This is a genomic window from Candidatus Omnitrophota bacterium, from assembly GCA_030650275.1.
Classification (GTDB): domain Bacteria; phylum Omnitrophota; class Gorgyraeia; order Zapsychrales; family Fredricksoniimonadaceae; genus JACPXN01.
Window position 1 is genome coordinate 1 of the sequence record JAUSEK010000023.1, and the last position, 23,371, is coordinate 23,371.

The 23,371-nt window shown below is 53.5% G+C and carries 16 protein-coding genes and 3 tRNA genes; 18 read left to right on the forward strand and 1 reads right to left on the reverse strand.

Annotation, left to right across the window (positions count from 1 at the left end; genetic code table 11):
• Positions 1-312 precede the first annotated feature (312 nt).
• From pyrR to Q7K71_05930, 11 genes are all read left to right on the forward strand, one after another.
• Positions 313-846, forward strand: a complete 534-nt coding sequence (pyrR, locus tag Q7K71_05880) for a bifunctional pyr operon transcriptional regulator/uracil phosphoribosyltransferase PyrR (GenBank protein ID MDO8675625.1) — start codon at positions 313-315, stop codon at positions 844-846.
• Positions 843-1,781, forward strand: a complete 939-nt coding sequence (locus tag Q7K71_05885) for an aspartate carbamoyltransferase catalytic subunit (protein MDO8675626.1) — start codon at positions 843-845, stop codon at positions 1,779-1,781. The genes pyrR and Q7K71_05885 overlap by 4 nt, the downstream gene beginning before the upstream one ends.
• A gap of 4 nt (positions 1,782-1,785) precedes the next feature.
• Positions 1,786-3,069 carry a dihydroorotase gene (locus Q7K71_05890; protein ID MDO8675627.1) on the forward strand — a complete coding sequence of 428 codons (1,284 nt, stop codon included), beginning with the start codon at positions 1,786-1,788 and terminating at the stop codon, positions 3,067-3,069.
• Positions 3,055-3,126: transfer RNA gene (locus tag Q7K71_05895), tRNA-Arg, on the forward strand. Before Q7K71_05890 ends, Q7K71_05895 begins: the two co-directional genes overlap by 15 nt.
• A gap of 61 nt (positions 3,127-3,187) precedes the next feature.
• On the forward strand, positions 3,188-3,661 hold the full coding sequence (locus Q7K71_05900; GenBank protein MDO8675628.1) for a TIGR00725 family protein: 474 nt from the start codon (positions 3,188-3,190) through the stop codon (positions 3,659-3,661).
• Between the two features lie 9 nt (positions 3,662-3,670).
• A complete protein-coding gene (locus tag Q7K71_05905; GenBank protein ID MDO8675629.1) occupies positions 3,671-4,447 on the forward strand; it encodes a dihydroorotate dehydrogenase electron transfer subunit in 777 nt (258 codons plus the stop codon).
• Entirely contained in the window at positions 4,444-5,367 is a 924-nt protein-coding gene (locus Q7K71_05910; protein ID MDO8675630.1) for a dihydroorotate dehydrogenase, read from the forward strand. Before Q7K71_05905 ends, Q7K71_05910 begins: the two co-directional genes overlap by 4 nt.
• Complete coding sequence (gene pyrF, locus Q7K71_05915) at positions 5,354-6,043, forward strand: orotidine-5'-phosphate decarboxylase (protein ID MDO8675631.1); 690 nt, start codon at positions 5,354-5,356, stop codon at positions 6,041-6,043. The genes Q7K71_05910 and pyrF overlap by 14 nt, the downstream gene beginning before the upstream one ends.
• Entirely contained in the window at positions 6,040-7,485 is a 1,446-nt protein-coding gene (locus tag Q7K71_05920; protein ID MDO8675632.1) for an amino acid permease, read from the forward strand. The genes pyrF and Q7K71_05920 overlap by 4 nt, the downstream gene beginning before the upstream one ends.
• Positions 7,476-7,550: transfer RNA gene (locus tag Q7K71_05925), tRNA-Val, on the forward strand. The genes Q7K71_05920 and Q7K71_05925 overlap by 10 nt, the downstream gene beginning before the upstream one ends.
• A gap of 80 nt (positions 7,551-7,630) precedes the next feature.
• A tRNA-Asp gene (locus tag Q7K71_05930) sits at positions 7,631-7,708 on the forward strand.
• A 17-nt stretch (positions 7,709-7,725) separates the two neighbouring features.
• Here the strand turns inward: Q7K71_05930 and Q7K71_05935 are convergent.
• Complete coding sequence (locus Q7K71_05935; GenBank protein MDO8675633.1) at positions 7,726-9,342, reverse strand: hypothetical protein; 1,617 nt, start codon at positions 9,340-9,342, stop codon at positions 7,726-7,728.
• 109 nt (positions 9,343-9,451) lie between these two features.
• On the opposite strand from Q7K71_05935, the gene Q7K71_05940 reads away from it, so the two are divergent.
• The 7 genes from Q7K71_05940 to Q7K71_05970 are packed head-to-tail and all read left to right on the forward strand — an operon-like array spanning position 9,452 to position 23,294.
• The gene (locus Q7K71_05940; GenBank protein ID MDO8675634.1) at positions 9,452-11,506 is read left to right on the forward strand and encodes a hypothetical protein; all 2,055 of its coding nucleotides are present in this window, start codon (positions 9,452-9,454) and stop codon (positions 11,504-11,506) included.
• A complete protein-coding gene (locus tag Q7K71_05945) occupies positions 11,503-11,769 on the forward strand; it encodes a hypothetical protein (GenBank protein MDO8675635.1) in 267 nt (88 codons plus the stop codon). The genes Q7K71_05940 and Q7K71_05945 overlap by 4 nt, the downstream gene beginning before the upstream one ends.
• Complete coding sequence (locus Q7K71_05950) at positions 11,766-12,620, forward strand: FkbM family methyltransferase (GenBank protein ID MDO8675636.1); 855 nt, start codon at positions 11,766-11,768, stop codon at positions 12,618-12,620. Before Q7K71_05945 ends, Q7K71_05950 begins: the two co-directional genes overlap by 4 nt.
• Complete coding sequence (locus Q7K71_05955; GenBank protein MDO8675637.1) at positions 12,621-14,711, forward strand: hypothetical protein; 2,091 nt, start codon at positions 12,621-12,623, stop codon at positions 14,709-14,711.
• Positions 14,712-16,952, forward strand: coding sequence for a hypothetical protein (locus Q7K71_05960; GenBank protein ID MDO8675638.1), 2,241 nt, complete (start codon positions 14,712-14,714; stop codon positions 16,950-16,952). It abuts the gene before it with no gap.
• A gap of 7 nt (positions 16,953-16,959) precedes the next feature.
• Positions 16,960-19,749 (forward strand): hypothetical protein, encoded by a 2,790-nt coding sequence (locus Q7K71_05965; GenBank protein MDO8675639.1) that lies wholly within the window; start codon positions 16,960-16,962, stop codon positions 19,747-19,749.
• Positions 19,750-19,760: 11 nt separating this feature from the next.
• The gene (locus Q7K71_05970) at positions 19,761-23,294 is read left to right on the forward strand and encodes a hypothetical protein (protein ID MDO8675640.1); all 3,534 of its coding nucleotides are present in this window, start codon (positions 19,761-19,763) and stop codon (positions 23,292-23,294) included.
• Positions 23,295-23,371: the final 77 nt, after the last annotated feature.

A 23,371-nucleotide genomic window follows, 5' to 3' on the forward strand; every position in this document is an offset into this window, starting at 1 on the left:
GGAAGGAATGTAGGGCGTTTCATGACTGCCTCCAGTTTTATTCAAATCAAGGAACATTTAAAGAACAGAAATTATCCAATTAAAGTATAGAGCATATATAGGCATTGGCAAGAGGGGATTTTCTTACTTGACAGCAGGGCATTGACCTGCTATATTTGCACCAACATTGAGCTTTGATCTTTTAACCTGGTCCTGTGAGGCTGGAAAGGATTTATATGGTTTTTGAGCGTGTTTTGTTCATAACTGCCCGTTTCTCTAGTATTTAGAGAGGCGGGTATTTTATTTTAGCGAGAGATCTACAGGGGAGACATTATGTCTGCAGCTCAAATTATGGATCAGGACGCCATCCGCCGCGCGGTTTTGCGCATGGCGCATGAGATCCTGGAAAAAGGCGGGAGCAAGGACCTGGCCATCATCGGCATACGCACCCGCGGGGTGGTTTTGGCTGAACGTTTGCGCAAGGCCATCAAGGACATTGAGGGCAAGGACGTGCCAAGCGGGATCCTGGACATCACACTTTACCGCGATGACCTGACCATGGTGGGCGCCAAACCTGTGGTGCGCGAAACGCTCATTGATTTTGACATTACAGACAAACGCATTGTTCTGGTGGACGATGTGTTTTTTACAGGGCGCACCATACGGGCGGCTTTGGACGCTCTGGTGGATTTCGGCCGGCCGGCGCTGATCCAACTGGCGGTGCTCGTTGACCGCGGGCATCGCGAACTGCCCATCCGCGCCGATTTCGTGGGCAAGAACATCCCGACGGCAAAATCCCAGAACGTGCGGGTGTTTTTGGGCGAGTCCGATGGTAAAAGCGACCATGTGGACGTGGAGGGATCATGACGCAATGGAAGCATAAACATCTTCTGGGCCTGCAGGACCTGACCGCCGAGGACATAGAACTCGTTTTGGACACGGCGCGTTCGTTCAAAGAGGTTTCTTCGCGCGACATCAAGAAGGTGCCCGCGCTTCGCGGCAAGACCGTGGTCATGCTCTTTTTTGAACCCTCCACGCGCACGCGCATTTCATTTGAACTGGCGGCCAAACGTTTGTCCGCCGATACGCTCAACATCGCGGTCAGCGTTTCCTCGACGACAAAAGGGGAAACACTGCTGGACACCGCGCGCAACATTGAGGCCATGAACGTGGACCTGATGGTGGTGCGCCACGGCACGTCCGGCTCGCCTTTTATCCTGGCCCAAGGATTGAAATGTTCGGTGGTCAATGCCGGCGACGGCTGCCGCGAACATCCCACCCAGGCCCTGCTGGACCTTTTTACGCTCAAAGAAAAATTCGGAAGGATCAAGGGCCTGCGGGTCGGCATTGTCGGCGACATCCTGCATTCGCGGGTGGCGCGTTCCAACATCTGGGGTTTGACCAAATTGGGCGCCAAGGTCACCGTGTGCGGCCCGGCCACGCTCATGCCGCGCGGTATTGAGGCCATGGGTGTGGAGGTTTGTTATGACATCAGGAAACTCATCAAGAACAGCGACGCGCTGATCACCCTTCGCCTGCAGAAGGAACGCCAGCAGGACAAGTTCCTGCCGAGTTTGCGCGAATACGGCCGGCTGTTCGGCATCAACCGGGAAAAACTGGCCGAGGGATCCAGCGATCTCATCGTCATGCACCCGGGGCCGACCAACCGCGGGGTTGAACTCTCCGCCGAGGTTGCCGACGGGAAACAATCGGTCATCCTGGACCAGGTCACCAACGGCGTTGCCGTGCGCATGGCGGTGCTTTATTTGGTGCTGGGGACAAAACCCGGCACGGAAGGATAAACGTATGGGACTGCTCATTAAAAACGCGATGATCGTCAACGCGGACAAAATTTGGGATAAGCCGCAGGACATTTTGTGCGAGGCCGGCAAGATCGCAAAGATCGCCGCCTCCATCCCGACGGGCGACCATCAGGTCATTGACGCCAAGGGCAAAAAGGTCCTGCCGGGGCTCATTGATATTCACGTGCATTTGCGCCAGCCCGGATGCGAGGACAAGGAAACCATTGAGACCGGATCCAAGGCCGCGGCCAAGGGCGGGTTCACGACGATCATGTGCATGCCCAACACCACCCCGGTCATTGACAATGCCATGGTCGTGGAATTCATCCGCCGGGAAGCCCAACGCGTGGGCCTGGTCAATGTCCATCCCATCGGCGCCATCACCAAAGGCCAGAATGACCAGGAATTGACCGACATGGCGGAACTCAAAAGCGCCGGATGTCTGGCACTTTCCGACGACGGCAAGTCGGTCCTCAACAGCCGCCTGTTCCGTCTGGCCATGGAATATGCCAAGATGCTGGATATTTTGCTCATCGAGCATTGCCAGGACCCTTGTTTAAGCGCGGGCGGGGTGATGAACGAGGGAGAGGCATCGACGCTGTTGGGCCTGAAAGGTGATCCGGGCATCGCCGAGACCGTCATTGTCGCGCGCGACATTGAGATCGCCCTTTACCTGAACGCCCGCGTGCATCTGGCGCATATGAGCTTGAAGCGTTCGGTGGACCTGATCCGCGCGGCCAAGGCGCAGGGAATTCAAGTGACGGCCGAAGCGTGCCCGCATCACTTCACGCTCACGGACGCGGATGTCAAAAGTTTTGACACGTCCATGAAGGTCAGTCCGCCGCTGCGCGCCCAAGAGGACGTTGAAGCTATCAAACAGGGCCTTGCCGACGGCACCATTGATTGCATCGTCACGGACCACGCGCCGCATACCAAGGAAGATAAAGAAGTCGGCTTTGATGGCGCGCCTTTCGGCCTGACCGGACTTGAGACCTCGCTGGGCCTGACCATCACCGAACTGGTCAAGCCGGGCGTGATCACTTTATCGCAAATGGTGGAAAGAATGTCTGCCGCTCCGGCCAGGATCGTCGGGCTTGGCGGCAAAGGCCAGATCAAGGAAGGCAAGGACGCCGACTTGACCATCATTGACCCGGACAAAAAATGGACGGTCACGAAAGAGGGCTTTGTGTCCAAGTCCGTCAACTCACCTTTTATTGGACGAACGCTTTCGGGCCGGGTAGAATACACCGTCTGCGGCGGTAAAATTGTCTATGCGCCCGTCGCCTAATGGATAGGGCTACAGCCTCCGGAGCTGTCGGTGCAGGTTCGAATCCCGCCGGGCGCGTTTTTAAATGTGAAGTCGGACCGCCGAATCCCGCCGGGCGCGTTTAAATAGAAAGGGATTTGTGAGAAAGCAAAAGATCACCATTTCCGTCGTGGGCGGAAGCACCATCGGCACCAGCGTTGAGGACCTGGCGGAAAAAGTCGGGACCATGATCGCGGAACTTGACTGCATTATGGTGTGCGGCGGTTTGGGCGGCGCCATGGAGGCCGCGGCCAAAGGCGCCAAAAAAGCCGGGGGCATCACCATCGGCATTCTTCCCGGCAAAGAGAAAGACGACGCCAACCCGCATATTGATATCGCCCTTCCCACGTCCATCGGATACGCCCGCAACACCATCGTCGCCTGCTCGGCGGACATCATCGTAGCGCTTCCCGGCAGTTACGGGACCAATTCCGAGATCTGTTACGGGCTTGTCTACAACCGTCCGGTCATTGACCTGGGCAACTGGAACATTGACGGCATGATCGACACCAAGAGCTTCGAAGATGCCCGGGAAAAGATCAAAAAGATCATCAAAAAACTCCAGCAGATCTGAAACGGGACCATGGAGAAGATCCAAAATATATACAAAGTCGTCAGCAATGAGAAATTGTGCCCGCAATTCTGGCGGATGACGTTCGACGCGCCGGACATAGTCCGCGAGGTCAAGCCAGGCCAATTCGTGCACATCCGCACCGGCGAGGGGTTGGAGCCATTTTTCCGCCGGCCTTTCAGCGTGTACCGCGCGCAAAAATACGTTGAGATCTTTTATGAGGCCGTCGGCCCCGGTACCAAATTGTTGAGTCAAAAGAAAAAAGGGGACACCGTTGATGTTTTGGGCCCGGTGGGCACGCCGTTTGCCTTGCCGCCCGAGGGGACAAAGCAGGTGGTGATGATCGCCGGCGGCATCGGGGTGGCACCCATGCTCATTTTGTCCGACGTGCTCAAAAAGAAAAAATGCGAACTGGTGCTGTTGTACGGTGGCCGCACGCGCGGTCATGTCTATCCCATGCAGGAATTCAAGGACGGCGGGATCAAGGTGTTCGTGGCCACCGACGACGGCAGCGTCGGCATCAAGGGCCGTGTGAGCGCATTGTTCGGCAAGATCAGAAAAGACCCGCAAACCACGTTCCTTTACACCTGCGGCCCCGATGCCATGATGGCGGCGGTGCAGGATTTTGCCGGCCAACACAATTTGCGCGGCCAGGCCGCGTGCGAGGAGATCATGGCCTGTGCTTTGGGCGCGTGTCTGGGATGCTCTATAGAAACAAAACACGGTTACAGGACCGTGTGTTACGACGGTCCGGCTTTTGACATCCACGAGGTGATATTCCACCCATGAATTTATCAGTTAAGATCGCCAACGTTACATTTAAGAATCCGGTCACAGTCGCCTCAGGCACGTTCGGCCACGCGGAAAAATATTATGATCTTGAGGAGGCCAAGCGCCTGGGCGCCATCGTTCCCAAAACAGTGACCTTTCACCCGCAGGCGGGCAATCCGCCGGTGCGCATTTTTGAAACACCGTCCGGCATGATCAATGCCATCGGCATCGAGAATCCCGGGATCGACGCCTTTATCGCCGAGAAACTGCCGGCTTTCAGAAAGATCGGTGTGCCTTTGATCGTCAGCATCCTGGGCCATACGCCGGAACAGTTCGTCGGTATCATGGAGAAATTGAACAGCCCCGCCTTCGGCGGGGGCATTGCCGCCGTTGAATTGAATCTCTCCTGCCCTAATTTGAAATTTCAGACGCTCGTGGCCCAGGACCCGCAGGCCACGCAAGCCCTGGTCCATAAAATAAAAGCGATCTCCAAATTTCCCATCATCGCGAAATTGTCGCCGAATGTCACCGATATCGCGGTGATCGCGCTGGCCGCCCAGGACGGCGGGGCGGATGCCGTGTCCCTGGTCAACACTTTTAATGCCATGGCCGTGGATGTCAGGACACAGCGCTCGCGCATCGGGAATTTTACCGGCGGTTTGAGCGGTCCGGCCATACGGCCCATGGCCGTTTATATGGTGCACAGCGTGGCCAAGGCCGTTCAGGTCCCTGTCATCGGCATGGGCGGCATCATGACGGCCGACGACGCGTTGGAATTTCTTATCGCCGGGGCGACCATGGTTGCGGTGGGCACGGCGAATTTCGTCAACCCCCGCGCGCCGCTGGAGGTTTTACAAGGCATTGAGGCCTATATGCGCGAACACAAGATCGACGACATCAAAGATATTATTGGATCGTTAAAATATGACAAAAAATAATTCAAAATTGATCGTTGCTTTGGACGTGGATACCTTGGACGAGGCCAAACGTATCATCGAGGACCTCGGGGACATTGTTGATATTTTTAAAGTGGGCAGCCGGCTGTTTGTGGCCCACGGCCCGTCGGTTGTCCATCATCTGCAGGCCAAAGGCAAAAAAGTTTTCCTTGATCTGAAATTTCATGATATTCCCAACACAGTGGCCGGCGCGGTCAGATCGGCGGTGTCTTTAAGCCCGCTGTTCATGCTCACCGTCCACACGCAGGGCGGTTTGGAAATGTTGCAAGCGGCTTCCAAGGCGGCCAAGGAGCAGGCCATTGCTTTAGGTATTCCCAGACCTTTGATCATCGGCGTCACGGTGCTGACCAGTCAGGCCAGGGACGCCGATACCAATGATATAGTTATGCAAAGGGCCTTGCTCGCGAAACAGGCGGGCTTGGACGGAGTAGTGGCATCAGTTGAAGAAGCGGCCCTGGTTCGCGGCCGTCTGGGTAAAGGGTTTATCATTGTAACGCCTGGAATACGCCCGGCGGGTACAGATGCCGGCGACCAGAAACGCGCGGCAACTCCGGCGGCGGCCATGCAAAGCGGCAGTGATTTTATCGTCGTGGGCCGGCCCATCATCCAGGCCCCGTCCCCGCGCCAGGCGGCTTTGAAAATTTTGGGGGAGATATGAATCTTTTTGTCAAGAAACCCATCAGCCGGATCATTGAAGCCTCCGAGGGAGGAGAGCATCATCTCAAGCGTTCTTTGGGGCCGTGGAGCCTGATCTCCTTAGGGATCGGCGCCATCATCGGCGCGGGTTTGTTTTCGCTGACCGGCATTGCCGCGGCGGAAAACGCGGGGCCGGCGGTGATCTTGTCCTTTGTCGTGGCCGCCATCGGCTGCGCTTTTGCCGGCATGTGTTATAGCGAATTGGCGTCCATGATCCCGGTCGCGGGCAGCGCCTATACGTATACTTATGTGACGATGGGAGAGTTCGTTGCCTGGATCATCGGCTGGGACCTGGTGCTGGAATACGCCGTAGCGGCCTCGGTCGTGGCTGTGAGCTGGTCACGTTATGTCGGATCTTTTTTGCACGATTTCGGCATCACGATCCCGGCGCAGTTTGCCGCCTGTCCGTTCGATAACATCACCCTGGCCGACGGCAGCGTGATCCATGGTATCATCAACATACCGGCTGTGCTGATCATTGTCCTTATTTCGCTTCTGTTGATGATCGGCATCAAGGAGTCCGCCTGGGTCAACAATGTGATCGTGGTCGTGAAACTGCTGGTGGTGCTGACCTTCATTGCGGTGGGTTTTCACTACATCAATCCTGAAAACTACAAGCCTTTTATCCCGCCCAACACCGGCAATTTCGGGGAGTTCGGTTTAAGCGGCATCATGCGTGCCGCGGGAGTTATTTTCTTTGCTTACATTGGTTTTGATACAGTATCGACGGCGGCGCAGGAGTCGAAAACCCCGCATCGAGACGTTCCCATCGGCATCTTGGGATCGCTTGTTATTTGCACGATCTTGTATCTGGCATTTGCGTCGGTGCTGACCGGCATGGTCAATTATCAAGCCATGCGCGGGGATGCCGCGCCGGTGGCCACAGCCATCAATCTGACGCCGTATCCATGGCTGCAGGTGATGATCAAGCTCGGTATTATCGCCGGTTTTACGTCGGTGATCCTCGTCATGCTTTTGGGGCAGTCCCGCATTTTTTATTCCATGTCGCGCGACGGGCTTTTGCCGAAACTTTTTAGCGACATCCATCCTGCGTGGCGCACGCCGTGGCGGTCAAATCTTTTGTTCATGGTTTTCGTCGGTTTCTTTGCCGGGTTTTTCCCGATCTCAAAGCTGGGGCACATGACCTCCATCGGGACCTTGCTGGCCTTTATCATCGTCTGCGCCGGGGTCATGATCCTGCGGTACACCCAGCCGCTGGTGCCGCGGCCATACCGGGTGCCGTGTTTTCCGCTGTTCCCGTTTTTGGGGATCCTGGTGTGTTTGGCCATGATGACCGCTCTGGACGGGGACACCTGGTGGCGGTTGGTGATCTGGCTGGTGATCGGGCTCATCGTTTATTTCACCTACAGCCGTTTTAATAGCAAACTGAATAAGGGCGGTTAGCTCAGCTTGGTTAGAGCAGTTGATTTACATTCAACAGGCCGTAGGTTCAATCCCTACACCGCCCATTTTTTCGTCGGTCGGATCAACTTTTTCTGGACAAAGCCAACCCCCGATACTAAACTATCCGTCTAAATCTTGAAATTTTGGGGTCGTGGTGTAGCCTGGTTAACACATCAGCTTGTCACGCTGAAGACCGCGGGTTCAACTCCCGTCGACCCCGCCAAATAAAAAGGGGACACCTTATGGTGTTCCCTTTTTTCTTTTGAGGATGATGGTCCCGTGGTTCCACGCCCATCCGGGTTCATTGGTCCAATCCCCGAACTGGGCGACGGGGGAGAAATTTTCACCGATATAACGGGCCAGGAGAGGGCAATACGTTTTTCCGAAGGTCCCCAGCCCGTGCTCTCGGGCATTGGCGCGGCTGGAGATGAGCACCGTATTGACGCGGTTTTTTTCAATTTCAGCGATGACCGAGCGTTCCTGTTCAGGCGGGACCTTGACATGGTCAAAGAAAATGAGCTGGCGCGTCGGCGAACGCCGGTCAGTCAGGTAATAATACAGGTCGTCATAAGGCAGGGCAAAAAATAATTCGTCCGGCTTCAATGTTTTGTTCAAATAAGCCGCCGTCGTTTCAACGGTCTGTATCCACTGCGGGCTGTTGGTCAGGTACACAGGGCCCTTGCCGGCGTCCAGCCGCGCCGACGGAGTTTTATAGGAGTCAACGCGCACACGGGTCTCGTTAAAAGAGAAGATGACGATCAGCCCAAGCGCCACCCACAATAAACCGCGCAGTATTGTTTTCCATCGCGCGGTCGCCTGATGGATAAGAACAAAACTGAACATTATGCTCAAGGGCTGTACCCAAAACGCGCGATACCAAACTCCGCTTTTGAGATATTCGTGGAAATTTAAGACGTAGAAGACCCCCAGAACAGTTAAGGTCAGGATCAGGTCCTTGCGTTCCTGGGGCCCCGATTTTTTGGCCCAAAGCAAATACAGGACCTGCAGGGCGCACAAATTGACGATGATCCCGAAGATCAGATTGGCCGGGGTGGCGCGCATATTGTTAAAGACAATGGCGAAGAAATTCACCAGCGCCGTGGCGGGACTGATGTTATACGGCTGATCGTCGCCCCAATAGGGCAGGCATTGCCGTATTTCCATAAGGGACAGCGTGTGCAGGAAATACGCGTAGGATATCAAAAGCAGGAGGGGGATGCCGACCAGCCCTGCCGCGTAAAAAGATTTCTTGGAAAGACCCCAGGGGTTTTGTTTTGTCTTGTCAATGATGAAGACGCAGACGAGCAAACTGACCATGCAGGAAAGTCCGAAATTCAATTTGATCATCCCTAAGATAAAGGTCAGCGCAAGCGCGGTCCATAATGAGCGCATGTCTTGACGCCGGACATAGGCCAGCGCCATCCAGACGATGGCGAGGATCAGGGCGATGCCCCCGATATGATTATAGGTGAAGAAGAAATCCTGATGGAACGTCACGAACCAGACGGCGGTGAAAAACGCGGTCAAAGGAGCGGCGCATAAAGCCATGGCCGCGTAGATGAAGACAGCGGCAATGACCTTGATGATCAGTTTCCCTAAAAGGATGGCGCCGATGGTCTTGCCGAAGACCAGCGTGCAGGCCCCGTAATAATAGGGCATCAAGGGGCCATACACCCACCAGAAGTCGCGGTAGGGCAGATCGCCGCGCAAAACCGCCTGGGCGGCATACAGGTCGCGGCCGTGGTCGCCCTGGGCCAGGAATTCCTGGAAATCATGCCACGGCCACAAGAGGACAACGGCGCTGATGACGGTCAAAAGGAGAAATACCATGTACATGCGGCGGGACAAAGACAGCATACCGATATTGTAGGCAAGGCCTTGCGCGTTGTCAAAGACGATTCAAAGGAAATCCCCGGGAATAGTAAAATAATTGTCGTAAGCGCTTCACGCAGGTATAATACCCGCCATGTCCGGCATCCTCAAGTTCTGCCTGCCGTTTGCCCTCTGGGTTTTCCTTCTTCGCGATTTCGTCTTCGGCGCCATCCCCGTCAACATGGACACCCACACCATTTACGGGGTGATTAAATATTACTTTAATAATCTTTTAAACGGCGTTGTGCCTCTCTGGGAACCGTTCGTGGACCTGGGACGGCCGTTTTACGCGTTATCCATTTGCAATCTCTTTAACCCCGTCACACAACTCGTCGTCGTGCTCAAACTTTCAGGCGTGAATTATTACGCGGGTTTCTTGACGTATCTGATCGTCTATTTTGCCTTAGGGTTGGCGGGGTTTTATCTTTTAGCCAGGGAGATCCTCAAAGATAAGGCCTGCGCCTACTGGGCCTATGTGCTTTTGCTTTTTTCCGGCTTAGGGCTGTCCATTTTTACCCAGATGACCTGGCTTGAGATCTTCGTGCCCGCGGTGTGGTTCTTTTATTTTTGCCTGCGTTTCGCGGCCCGCCCGACACCGGGAAATTTCTTGGGGACGTGTTTGTCCTTGATGATCGCGCTGACTTCGTACCTGCCATTTTATTTTTTGACCCTTGCCGGCGTTTGTCTGATCGGCGCGTTCATTTTTTATTTTTCCGGCACGGTCCGTTTTGTGACGGACACCTTCCGTTTTCTGAATAGGAACAGAGCTCTGGCCGCTGTCGGATTGGCCGGCATTTTGATCGCGGCCGCGCCGTTGGGGGCTTATAAGATGGTGGATGCTTCCAATGACATCGTGTCCCCGGGCCGGCATTGCCAGTATTCTTCCACCCAGGAATGCTATGACCGTACCATGAACCAGAAGGGAGGGATGCTTTACGAGGAAGCGACCCGCAGCGGGACCTTGGGCGAACGCGTGGACCTCGGGTTTTTGTTCACGCATCTGGATAAGCTCACCTACGGTTCGGACTCTCCATTGTTCATCCCGATCTTCGTTGTTCTGCTCATCTGGCTTGGCGCGTTCTTGCGTTTGAGCCGGACCTCGGCGTTCATACTGACCGTCGCTGCCCTCGTCGCCTTGATCGCTTTGGGTGATGCGACGCCGGTATACCGGTTTTTGTATGACCATGTATTTTTCTTTAAATATTTTCGCAATCTCTTTTTCTTTTCCGCGTTTTTGATACCGCTGGCCGTGCTTTTTGCCGTTGGCCAGATGAAAACGCTGTTGGAATTGAAATTGGAGACAACAGCCAAGCGCAAAGCCGCTATCGTCGGTATTCTCGTCCTGCACGCGCTTTTTTCCGCCTTTCTGTTGCGCTACGACGGGGTCATTACGACCACGTTCGTGACTGTCATTGTCAGCGCTGTCCTGTTCCTCCTGTATTATGGAGGAGTTCGTTGGAAGACCCCCGTTTGGACCGCCTTGTTTGCCGCGGTCCTGTGCGCACAGCCGGCACAGGTCATGGTCAGTTACGTGGCCAATGCCGCGGAGTTTAAATGTGTTTTACCCCATGACCATGTGGCCCCCTCTTTCGGCTGGGTCAGGCCGGACAAAGCGCAAACCAGCGAATGCCGTATTTATCAATTCGTCCATTATGAAGATTTTTGGTACGCGATGAGCATGACCGATGCTCCGGCCAGGGTGGGTTATCCGCAGGCCGCCAGCCGCTGGGTGTTTGATCTTTCCCAGAAAACGGATGAGGCAACACTGGCCAACTACGGCCGGTATAAGATCGTTGTCTACGACGATGCCAGCCAGCCGGCCATTCCCGTGACCGGGGATTCAGCCGCCCTGCGGGTCAAACATTTTGACGTCAATCAACTGGTCCTTGCGACCGACCTTCCCCGCCGGATGATGCTGGTTTATAACGATGCCTTTACAGGCGCGTGGAAGGTTTTTATTGACGGAAAATCCGCGCAGTTGCTTCGCGCCAACAGCGCGTTCAAAGGCGTGTGGGTTGATCCGGGGGCGCACACAGTGGCGTTCCGTTACAGCCCGTGGGGCGGGCAAGGGCTGTATATTTTTGTCACCGTTGTGCTCATGGCATTTTTTGTCACGACAGTGCTGGTCCTTTGGAGAGAGAGGGTATGATCCGGAAAATATTTTTAAGGAATGTCCTGGCCTACGCGCTTTTGGCCGGCGTGTTCACGTTTGCCGTGGACCATGCCAAAGTCCAGGACCAGAGGTCGCGGTATCTGCTGGGAATTTTTTATAACGGGTATTTCAAAAATTACAAAGACGGCGTTGTGTATTTTGATTATATGATCCGTCAAGAACCCCGCGATCCGCAGAATTATGCCAATTTGGCGATCTGCTATAAAGAGCTGGGCGATACGAAACGGGGCGCAAAATGAGGGCTTCTTTCCGCCGGTGGCGTCAGCGGGTCATCCGTTATTGGCGGCTCAATGCCGTTGTGCCCCGCCTGCTGCGTTTCAACGCCTATACCGGTTATGTGGGCCGCCGTCTTTTCCAATACGTCCCGTTTTTGCTGCCCCACGACAGGAGTTATTACGGTTTCAGGCATCTGGTGAGGGCGGGCGACGGTCTTTTTCTGGACGTGGGGGCCAATGACGGTATTTCCGCGATCGGTTTTAAGCACATCCACAGCGATTATCGTGTCCTGTCGCTGGAGCCCAATCGCTGGCACGAGGCCTCGTTGAAACGCCTCAAGAAAAAATTGAAGGGCTTTGATTACCGGATCGTCGGGGCTGGTCAACAAACCTGCCGCCAAGACCTGCACATGCCCTTTTATCAGGGCGTCCCGGTCTATACGGCCGCGTCTTTGTATAAGGACTATGTCGGCGTTTCCATGCTCCGGCAGTTCGCCCAACACGCCGGGCATAAAGTGGAATACGTGACGCAAAGTGTTGAGATCGTGCGCTTAGATGACTGGGCGTTGACCCCGGATATCATCAAGATCGATACGGAAGGTTTTGAGTATGAGGTCCTGCTGGGCCTTGGCCGGACGATCGCGCGCTGCCGGCCTTTTATCATGCTGGAATACAATCCGGACCTGTTGCGGCAACAGGATGATCTTTTGAGGCCTCTGGGTTATGAAATGTTCATTTATGCATTCAAGGAGGACTCTTTCCATTCGTTTTCTATGGCGCGCCCGCAGTTGGACGGCGTTCGTGTGGCCGAGAACATTTTTTGTATTCCATCGGAAAAGAAACAGGGGTTACCGATCGCGGAAGGAAAGATTTAAATGCCAATGAAGCGGTTGTTCAAAGACGAGGTCATGGCCAATGCCGCGGCCCTGGCGCTGGTGAGTTTTTTGGAAGCCCTGCAGGCGCTGATCGTCATCGCGCTCATTTTCAGTTTTATCCCCATCCCTGCTTTCGATTTCGTGAAGAAATTATTTCCGTTGTCGTTATATGATGTGCGTCCCGAGAGGGAGATGTTCTTTTATAGGCTTGCGGTATTGACGGCCATCGGCCTCCAGGCCATTTTGACGTTCGTATTCCGCGCTCAATTGTCCGACGGAAAAATGCGCTGGAAATTATATCCTTTCGCGGCCGTCAGCGGTTTTTGGGCATTTGTCCAGGTGTTTGCTGTGTTTAAGATTTTGTTGTGGGGCGATCCGCCCTGGGCAAGGGGATTATTGTATGCCGGTATCGCCGGCGGCGTCCTGTCGAAAGTTTTTTGGCCGGAATTGCGGCGTTTCGCACAAACGGTTTATGGCCGGATCGATCAAAAGGCGGGATTGCGTTGGCCGTGGGGCTGGGATTTGGGGTTCCTGGGACTGTTGGGGTTTCTTTTATGGCCAGGTCATTTTGCGAACCTGCTGGGACGGATATTCGTGCGCGATGAATTTTATCACCTGGACGGTCTTTTCATGGCCCCGGCCTGGGCGCATTTGAACGGGCTTGCGTTGAATCAGGATGTCATCAGCCAATACGGCATTGCTTTGCCGATCATGGCCGGTGAACTGCTGAAACACACGGTCGGTTTTGATTATCCGGCCGCCGTCATGCTGGTCATGGCTGTGACGTTCCTTTATTACGCGGCGCTGTACGTGTTTGTGCGCCAGTGGCTGAACAGCCGGGCCCTGGCCGCCTTCGGGGTCCTGCTGGCGATCAAATTGCAGATGTTCCATTGGGGTGTTGCGCCTTTGGTCTGGCAGTTCCCGACCGCCACACCTTTGCGCCATTGGCCCGACATTATTTTCTTTGTTTGCTTGTGGCGGCACATACAGACCTCGCAGCCGCGATGGTTATGGGCCGCGGCCTTCACTGCGGGCTTCGCCTTGGCCTGGATGGTGGACGTGGGGGTGTATATGCTAGCGGCATTGTTGGTCTATGTCGCGGCGTTCGGATATCAATATCTTCGGCCATTTTCGCGTGTTGTTGTGCCGTTGATGAAGATGTTGTTCATTGCGGCGGGCACGGCCTTTTTGGTGTTTTGGGCGCTGCAGCGCGGTACGTTTTTTCACGCGGAATTTTGGAGCAATGCTTTCGAGCACGCTTCTCTTTTTCTGCGCGGTTGGGGGGCCTTGCCCATGACCGAGGGGTTGAAGGACAGGCAGTTCTTCGCGTTCCTTGTGGGGTTCGCCGTTCCTGTCGTGTACGTTTTTACCCTTATTTATGCCGGGGCTTTATGTCTTTTAAGAAAGACCGACTTCAGGCATATTTTTGCCGTTGTCTTAAGCGTTTACGGGCTGGGACTATATCATTATTTCATCCACCGCTCCGGTGTGACCAGTTATTATGCCGTGTGCGTTCCTCTGGTCATGGTGATCTGTTTCTGGATCAGCAGGGGGCTGGCAGTTCTCGGTATTGTTTCGCGGCGGATATGTGCCGGCGCGCTGGCCTGCGCGGCGCTGGGAGCCCTAATGACGGGTTATTTATTCACGTATTATCCCAATGTTTTGAATTTGGCCGGATTTGACTGGAAACCGGAAAAAGGATTTTACCAAAAGGAATTTGATTTTTCCGAAGATGCGGCACTGATCCGGCGTTTGACCGCGTCTGACGAGCCGGTAGCATTGATCAGCAGTTTTGAAACGAAGATATTGATGCAGGCCGGGCGTAAGCCGTTCTTTTATTATTTTCCGCTGGTGGAATCCGCGCATATGAATTCCCCGGAGGTGCGCGGCATTTATCTGCACACCTACGGCCGCATGGATAAAACGCTTCAGGACCTGAACCAAAGACAGCCAAGGTATATTTTCGTCGAGAAGAAATTGTTGAGCCACAAAGGCCGGCTGGCGCTCGGCACGCTTTTAGATCACGTCGACGCGCATTACGCGGCACAAGAACAGGGCAAGTATCTGATCGCTTATCGTCGCAAGGACTAGATGATGTTCTGGTTATCCCTATTAGCCATATTGGAAGCCATGCAGTTGACGGTGTTTTTGTCCTTGCTGCTGCATTTTGTCCCGCCGCCCGCGCCGCTGGCAGGCAGCGTCTATCCCGAATGGCAGTATTTGCTTAAGCCCGAATGGGAAACGGCGATCTTCCGCTTTTTCGTTTTCGCGTGCATCGCCTTGATGGCGATATTCATACGGGCCTGGCATCAGCGTAGCAGCGACAAGGAATTCATGTCCCGCCTTAAATGTTTTGTCGCCGTTGAATCGGTTTTGGTTTTCTTTTTACTGTCCGCGTTATTTAAAAAGACAGTGTATGCGGACCGGCCGGCATTGGCCACAACAGCGTTTGTCCTGGCGCTGGTCCTGGCGTGTTTAAATAAGATATTCTGGCCCTTTATTTACCGGAGCATGAGGGCATTATGGGATTTTCTGACCGACGGACGTAATGTGCCGTTTTTAAGGAGTTTGCTGACGGTATTGATGCCGCTGCTGATCTTCCTGCTCATTGATGTCCCCAATGTGCCCGCGGTCATTGCGAGATTTTTTTTCGGTGAACAGTTTCACCACAATGACAGTTTTATCTACGGGCCTGCTTGGGCCTACCTGAACGGCTGCGTCCCCAACATAGATACCATCAGCCAGTATGGTGCGGGACTCGGCGTTGTTCTGGGGTCTCTCATGAAACTCTTGGGGGGATTCAGTTACGAGAACGGGTTTCTGGTGATGATGTACGGCACCATCATTTATTATATTCTTTGTTTCATTTTCTTAAGGCGCTGGTTGAACAGCCCTGTTTTAGCTACCGCCGGTCTCCTCTACATGCTTAAGTTGCAGATGTTCAACACGGGCGTATACCCGTTCGTATTCACCTATGGCAGCGCCACGGTGATGCGTTACTGGTTTGACATTCTCTGCATGATGGCCATTGCGGCGCATATTCAAAGGCCTTCGCCTTGGTTTTTAGCCGCTGCGGCCTGCGCCTGCGGGGCGCAATTATTTTATCTTCCGACGGAGGGTGTTTATTTGACCGCCGCGTATGCGGCCTATATGCTGATCCATTTGTTCCGGCGTTCGTGGCGTGAACACATCGGGTTTACTTTACGCCGGTGGCCTTGCTGGGGGATTTTGGTTGTTTTGCCGGTCATCGTTGCGCTGGTCCTGATGCGCGTCTTGATCGGAGACGCGGTCATGTCCGCATCGTTCTGGCATAATATGGGGGAGTTCGTCGAATATTTTTTAAGCGGGTTCGGGATGACGCCCATATACACCGGCTTGGTCGACAAGCAATACCTGGCGTCGTTGATGGGTTTTGTTGTTCCCTGTGTATATCTGTTGACCCTGCTGGTCGTGGGAACGCTGTTGTTCTTAGGGAAGATCCATCGCCGCCATATGCTGGTTGTTTTTCTTTGTTTGTATGGCCTGGGCACATACCATTACTATATCGCCCGTTCAGCGGTCACCAGTTACTATGTCGTGGCCATTCCTTATGTGATGATCTTATGTTTTTGGATCAAGGTCATTTTGGACCGTTTTGAGCTGCAGACACAGCGTCACTTCAAGATGGTCATCCTGGCTGTCTGCGTGTGGGCGTTGTGGACGAATCATAATTTCTTAAGTTATCCTAATCGACTGAATTTTTCTCACAATCCGCTTACGGATCCCTTGGTCGCACAGCCGTTGGATAAAGACAGGCCGTACTTCAATCACCTGTTCAGGGACTATAATGCCCAGCTCAAAGTGCCATTGAATTCCTTAGGAGAGAGCGATGAGAAATTCGTGCGCGAATCCGATTTTCCGTCGGATGACAGTCTGGTGGCGTATTACGATCAAGAGGGTGATTTTAGCGTCGATGCCGATCTGATCGACCGTTTGACTTCACCCAAAGAAGCGGTGCCGCTCATCTCAAGCTTCGAGATTAAGATGCTGATGCAAGCCAAGCGCCGCCCGTATTTTTATTATTTTCCGCTGGTGATCTCCCATCCCATGCGCGCGCGTAATTTTGTGACCATCAGCATTTACACCACGGATCAGTTGAATAAAGTCCTTGACGGCCTGCGGAAAGACAGGCCGCCGTATATTTTTATGGAGAAAATATTTTTGACCACGCCGGTCCCCCGGTATTTTTATTTTTACTATCCCAGTTTTATGCTGCTCAGGGACTATGTGCTGGACCATTACACGCCGGATGACTACGGGCAATATTTGGTGGCGATGAAACGCAAGGAATAAAACCATCATGGACCGCAGGGAACAGATCAATGCCTGGCTTCTGACTGCCGCTGTTTTGGCGGCCGGCCTTCAATTCCTGCTGGTCATGGGCCTGATCGCGTCCTGGATGCCTGCCGTGTATACGTATGAGGTGGCCGATATTTTCCCCAGGGGCCGTCCGCATTTCTTGAGGGAATACGATCTATTCATTTTTCGCGCCTTTATTTTTCTGAATATATTATTGGCCTTCGCCGCCGCATTTTTCCTTAAGCACCGCCTGCGTGAGGAGCGTTTGACTAAAACCCTGGTCCGTTTTCTGTCCGTCGTAGGGGCCCTGGCCATGCTGGGGTTTTGGGCGGCGTTCAATAAAATAGTGAATGGTTCACCCTTCGCGTTAGGGTGGAATGCCGGCCTGTTCTGGCCGCCGCCGCATGTCCCGCAATTACCGTATTTCTTTCCGCTGCGTTATGGCGCTGTTGCCGCGTTCACGTTCAGTTTTATTGTCCCCATCGCCTATATGGCGGTCTTATTTCATGCGTTTGAAAACAAGATGCGCGGATGCGCCGCGCTGGCCGTTTGCGGTCTTGTTTTGTTTTTCGGCTATATGCGTTATCCGTTCACCGGGGCCCTGTTGTTTGCGTCTTTGCCGCTTTTGTTCGCGTCGGTGTTATGGTGGGCCAAGCAAAAACCATGGCCGCTTTCTTCGCGTAATGCCGTTGCTGTCCTATGCGGCATGCAGGCCGCGCTATTGTGCGTGTGGAGCGGGGAGCAGTGGAGGATGCGGGTACAGCCGTCGGATTTTTCCGTCATTGTTTATGTTATTTTTATTCTTGCCGCGCTTGGTATTTTCGCGGGCCTTGTTTTTTTGCGTCTTCGTCCTTCCTATGCTTTTGCTGTTTTTCAACTGGCGCTCGTGTCCCTGATGGCGCTGGCCTGGTTTAAACTCGTCGTCTACGACTATCGCGCAGACCTGGCCAGATTTTGGTTTAAGGCATTGGGGGCCTTGACGATCGCCCAGCCATTATTATGGATCATTGTCCGGAGAATACCGATGCCTTGCCCTAAAAGCTGGTGGCCGGATGTGCTGATCGCGGGTGTGATCGCGGCCTGTGTTTACGTGCCGGATACGGAAGCGCTGCTGGCGCACATGTTTTTGGGTGAGCATTTGCATCATTTTGACCATTTTATCATGGCTCCGGCCTGGGGTATGCTGCAGGGCGGCGTGCTCGATGTGGATGTGCGTTCCCAGTACGGGATCGGATCCATCGCCGTATTCAACGGATTAATGGCGTTGATGGGAGGGGTCTCGTATGTGCACGGGTTAGCCGCAGTGGTATGGCTGTGCACCGTATATTTTGTGCTGGTCTATGTGTTTTTACGCCGTTGGCTGCCGGGGCGCTGGTTGGCAATCGCCTGCTGGGCGATGATCTTTAAAGCGCAGATCGCCTTTGAGCTGGCTTTTCCGGTGGTGTTCACCTATCCTCAGGCCACTGTGGCGCGGCAATGGCTGGATGTCTTTTGGTTCATTCAAATGTTGTATTTTATGGACAAGCAAGATGCGCGCTGGCTGGCGGGGGCCAGTCTCACCGCGGGGGCGGCATTATGGTATGTCCCTTCGACGGGATTTTATTTGGGCATGGCCCATACTGTGATGGTTATCATGGCGGGCCTGCGGCAGGAGACGCTTCGCCGGCGCGTAGTCGCCTGTGTTTGGCCAACGGCATTGATGATCATTTCCGCCGTGGTATTGTATGTTTTTACCTGCGGGGTATGGTTTTTCCGGCCGGTGTTTTGGGATAATGTGAAAGATTTATTCCGGATTCTCATGCTGGTGAGCACAGCCCCCATGATGAGGACCATCGTGGACCAAACATGGGATGCATTGATCTTTTGCGTGATCGTTCTGACGTATACGGCCACGATCATCAAGGTGGGCTTGGATTATTTAAGAGGTCACGGTTGCCGTCGGGAGTGGTTTTTATTGGGCTTAAGCGTGTACGGGCTGGGCAGCCTGGAACATTATGTGGTCTTAAGCCTGGGCAATAATTATTACACGAAAGCGCTGCCGTTCTTTGTTATTTTATTTTATTGGTTGGCGAAAGCATTATCCTGCCCGGCATCGCTGTGGCAGCGCAGGCTCAAGGGAGCCATTGCCGGGGCGGCGCTGGGTGCGCTGGTGACCAGCCATAGTTTTATCGCATATCCGGGCCTGTTGAACATTTCCCGTGATCCTTTATTGGATCCGCGGGTAGCCAGGCCTCTGCCGGATGGCCGTCCCTATTTTTTTCATAAACACCGTTATTTTCCCCCACAGAATTTTTTACCCGTCAACTCCCTTGGCCAGGCCGATGACGGATGGGTGACCGAGGGGCAATTCAAGGATCATCGGGAATTGATCGCCTATTTCCGTCAGTATACGGATTTTACCATTGACGCCGCATTGATCGATGCGTTGACTTCTCCGGAGGACCATGTGCCGCTGATCAGCAGTTATGAGGTCATGATCCTCATGCAGGCCAAGCGTCGTCCGTTCTTTTATATCTTTCCTTTTTTGGATGACCGGCCGATGCGCATCCGTTCTTTTGGGGTGGATTTATTGCACACCCGCCAACAATTGGGTACGATCATCGCGGATTTTGAACAACGCAAGCCGCCGGTCGTATTTATGGAGAAAATCATGCTCCTTGATCCGGACAGGAACTGGTATGAAGAAACTGCGCCGGGACTGATGGGGCTTTTGCGTTACGTCAAGGCGCATTATACGCCGTTTGCCCAAGGACAGTATTTGATCGCTATGCGGCGAAATAGTCTTCAATAAGGAAGAGAAAAATGGACAGGTCTGAAAAAAATGATCGTGCGATCGCCTGGCTGGCTGCGGCGGTCTTTTGCGAAAGCCTGCAATGTTTGATCATTCTCGGTGTTATTTCCCATCATGCGCCGGTGGACACATCTTATTTTATGACCAGGGCCTTCGACAAGGTCAAGGAAGGGTTCTTTTTGACCCGCCAGGTGTTGTTGTATCGGATCTTCGGCGTTCTCAATGTCTTATTGGCTTATTGTTCCTGGCGTTTATTCCGCAACCGTTTGGATGATGCGCATTTTGTCCGGGGACTTAAATGGTATGTATGGTTGAACTTTTTGTTGATCGCCTGGCAGGTGACAGGCGTGTTCCAAATTGTCACCGAACATTCGGCGCCATGGGCTTGGGGAATATTGTATGCCGGTATAGGCATGGCCTTGATCACGCGGTTATTTTGGAAAGAAGTATTGCATTTATGCCAAAGCCGTTCTTTGGGACAAACTTTGGGTCAACAGCGCTGGATCATTGACGCATTTTTGTTGGCGGCCATTACGGCCGTATTGATGTGGTTGACCCGCGGTCATGTACCGGCGGGCGTCAAGGTTTCTTTATATATGGCAGTTTTATATACGGGCTTAAGGGTGTGGGGGGTCAATCCCTTGATCGCCGCCATTGGTATTTATTGCGCAGTCAAATGGATCTTCATTTACGCAGGGATGGGAGCGGCTTTTCGGATGGATGCGGCGCTGTTGCTGCTGATGGCTTTATATTACCGGCAAAAGCAATGGCGATACATGCTTGGGGCCGCATTGCTGACGGGGTTGATGCTGGTATGGGAGCCGCTCTACGCATTGCCGCAGATCGTTATGATAATGGTTTTTACGGCACCGGGGATTTTCGGTGAATCGAAGAACAGGTTCAAGGCGAAACTATGTTGGACTCTCCCCTGGTTGGTGTGGCTGGCGGCCCTTCAATGCGGATGGTCGGATACAAAAATCGTGCTTGCGTTGGCAAGACAGGTGATAGCGGCATTCCAGGGAACGGACAATGTCCCCTGGTATACACCGCTTTTTTCGAGGCATTTTTTTATTTTTACCGCCGGGTTGGCCGTGCCCTTGTTTTATCTGTTCTTTATTTTGGTCACGGGTGCGCGGACCGCTTTGCTTAAAACCATGGCCCGTCATTGGCTGGCCGTCGCATGGGCGGTCTATGGGTTATTATGCTACGGGGCTTATGCGTACTTGTCTGTGCCGCGCATGTATTATTTCATATCCTTGCCGCTGGTTGTCCTGGGCTGTTATACGGTACAGACGTGCTATGAGCGCCTGCGGCGTCCGGCAGCGTTGGGAGATCCGCAACACATGACCGTTAATTTGGGTTTGGCCTCGTGGATGGTGGTTGTGCAGATCGTTCAGGCGGTCATTTACATCCGCCAGGCTTTTGGTTATAGCCCTGTTCATGAGCCGGCTGTTTATACCTGGGGGATCGCCGCAGCCGTCACGGCGCAGGCGGTGTGGGTGATCCGGTGGCGGGACCGGTGGGCAAAGCCAGAACTGATGCGGCCATGGTTTGGATTTATTGCGATGGAAACGCTCCTGGTGACATTTCAATTATGCGCCTTGTGGCAAATGTTCATTTATAGTCCCCGTTCCCAGCTGGCCCAAAATGTTTTGGCGGTCTTGATCGTCATGAGCGTCGTCAATAAAGTATTCTGGCCGCAGGTGCGCCGGCTGGGCGCCGCGATCATGCGATGTGTCCTTAACCCGGTCTGGACCGGTCCTTTGAGGTTCTGGGCGGACGCGGCATGTGTTTTATTCATTGCGGCGCTGATCTATGTGCCGGATCCCCAGGCAGCCTTGGCCAAAATGTTCATGGGGGAACATTTCCATCACTATGACATGATGGTCATGGAACCCGCGTTTGCCTGCCACATGGGCAACCTTTTATATATAGACACGTTCACAACTTATGGCTTTGGTATGCCCTTGATCATAGCCCGGCTGGCCGAAGGACTGGGCGGTTTTTCCGATCTGACCGTTTTCAATATCATCGTGGTGTTGAGTATTTTGTCCTTCATCTTCTTTTACGTGTTCCTGCGCTATTGGATCGGGAGCATTATATTGAGCCTGGCCGCGGTTTTGATCGGCATCAAATGGCAGATGTTCTACAGTTTTGCCTATCCGATGACCTTCACCTACGCGAACTCAACGGCATTGCGTTTCGGCACGGACGTGCTGTTCCTGGCGGCCATGATCATGCACATCAGGACCCACCGGCAAATATTTTTGTGGCTGGCCGCCTTGAGCGCCGGATTTGCCGTGTTCTTTATTGTCTCCACGGGACTCGATTTGATATTCGCTTTTTGGGCCTATTTGACCCTGCATTTGGTGTCCAGGCAATGGCGGCCTTACGTTATGCGTTCGACATCGCAGTGGTGGCAGACAGGCCTGATCTACGCAGCCCCGTTGGTCAGCGGCTTTGCCTTTTATGCCTGGGTGGCGGGCAAGTACGCGTTCGGCCGTCTGTTTTGGCATAATATGTCAGAAGCCCAGCGGTTGTTTTTGGACGGCTTTGTATTCAGCGCGTATTTTAACGGCTGGCGCCATGCCAAATATCTGGATGACTGGATGGGGCTGGTCTTGCCGGCGGTGGAATTAGGGACCATTATTTATGTGATCATCAAAGTACTGCAGAACCGGGGGCGGCAGGAACATTTCTTTTTATTGATCATGGCGGTTTACGGCTATAGCATGTACATGCATTTTGCGGCCTTATGCGTGGGAAATAATTATTACATGCGCGCCTTGCCGTTCGTGTTCCTCTGCTTTTACTGGATCAAGCGGGGGATCGACCGCCTTCCTGTAGTGTGGCAAAGGCGTGCGCCGCTGGCGGTGCTGGGGCTGACGGCCTTTGCCCTGTTGACCAACCATAATTACATCAGCCATCCCAATATGTTTTGCATTTCCCGCAACCCGATGGTCGATCCTCTGGTGGCCGAACCTTTACCCGAGGATGGGCGGCCGTATTTCTTCCACCAGGAGGCGGGGATCCTCGAGGAATTTTTAAGGCCGGTGAATTCATTGGGAGAGAAGGACCAGGGCTTTGTGTTCGAATATCAATTCCCCGACGACGAGACCTTAAAGGCGTATTACCGTAAAGAGGCCGATTTCTCCGGCGAAGGCGCGTTTATTGCTTCTTTGACATCACCCGGTGAACGCGTGCCGTTGCTCTCCAGCTGGGACTGGCGTATCCTGCAGGCCGCCGACCGCAAACCATTTTTTTACGCGGTCCCGTTTTTCGAGAACCGCCCTTTGCGCGCGCGCAGTTTTTCGACTGCGACCATGTACCACAAGGATTTCTTAAAACGTGAACTTGAACGGATGGAAAAACTCAAGCCAGAGATGGTTTTCGTCCAGCGCATGTACCTTGATCCGGACGTTCCAGCCCGGTATTTCTATAAAACAAACAATGAGCCGTTGATGCTCTTGCTGCAGTATATCCGTCAGCATTATGAGCCCTTCAGGGAAGGGGTTTATCTGGTGGCGATGAAACGAAAATTATGATGCGGCGGCATAAAGCCGATTTTTATTCCTGCCGGATGTATTTTATGGTATAATATTTTTTAGTCGTTTTCTCTAAT

What these genes read in the sequence shown, in the direction of transcription:
- pyrR (MDO8675625.1), top strand. Translation starts at nt 313, where the DNA reads ATGTCTGCAGCTCAAATTATGGATCAGGACGCCATCCGCCGCGCGGTT.
- Q7K71_05885 (MDO8675626.1), top strand. Translation starts at nt 843, where the DNA reads ATGACGCAATGGAAGCATAAACATCTTCTGGGCCTGCAGGACCTGACC.
- Q7K71_05890 (MDO8675627.1), top strand. Translation starts at nt 1,786, where the DNA reads ATGGGACTGCTCATTAAAAACGCGATGATCGTCAACGCGGACAAAATT.
- Q7K71_05905 (MDO8675629.1), top strand. Translation starts at nt 3,671, where the DNA reads ATGGAGAAGATCCAAAATATATACAAAGTCGTCAGCAATGAGAAATTG.
- Q7K71_05910 (MDO8675630.1), top strand. Translation starts at nt 4,444, where the DNA reads ATGAATTTATCAGTTAAGATCGCCAACGTTACATTTAAGAATCCGGTC.
- pyrF (MDO8675631.1), top strand. Translation starts at nt 5,354, where the DNA reads ATGACAAAAAATAATTCAAAATTGATCGTTGCTTTGGACGTGGATACC.
- Q7K71_05920 (MDO8675632.1), top strand. Translation starts at nt 6,040, where the DNA reads ATGAATCTTTTTGTCAAGAAACCCATCAGCCGGATCATTGAAGCCTCC.
- Q7K71_05935 (MDO8675633.1), bottom strand. Translation starts at nt 9,342, where the DNA reads ATGCTGTCTTTGTCCCGCCGCATGTACATGGTATTTCTCCTTTTGACC.
- Q7K71_05940 (MDO8675634.1), top strand. Translation starts at nt 9,452, where the DNA reads ATGTCCGGCATCCTCAAGTTCTGCCTGCCGTTTGCCCTCTGGGTTTTC.
- Q7K71_05945 (MDO8675635.1), top strand. Translation starts at nt 11,503, where the DNA reads ATGATCCGGAAAATATTTTTAAGGAATGTCCTGGCCTACGCGCTTTTG.
- Q7K71_05950 (MDO8675636.1), top strand. Translation starts at nt 11,766, where the DNA reads ATGAGGGCTTCTTTCCGCCGGTGGCGTCAGCGGGTCATCCGTTATTGG.
- Q7K71_05955 (MDO8675637.1), top strand. Translation starts at nt 12,621, where the DNA reads ATGCCAATGAAGCGGTTGTTCAAAGACGAGGTCATGGCCAATGCCGCG.
- Q7K71_05960 (MDO8675638.1), top strand. Translation starts at nt 14,712, where the DNA reads ATGATGTTCTGGTTATCCCTATTAGCCATATTGGAAGCCATGCAGTTG.
- Q7K71_05965 (MDO8675639.1), top strand. Translation starts at nt 16,960, where the DNA reads ATGGACCGCAGGGAACAGATCAATGCCTGGCTTCTGACTGCCGCTGTT.
- Q7K71_05970 (MDO8675640.1), top strand. Translation starts at nt 19,761, where the DNA reads ATGGACAGGTCTGAAAAAAATGATCGTGCGATCGCCTGGCTGGCTGCG.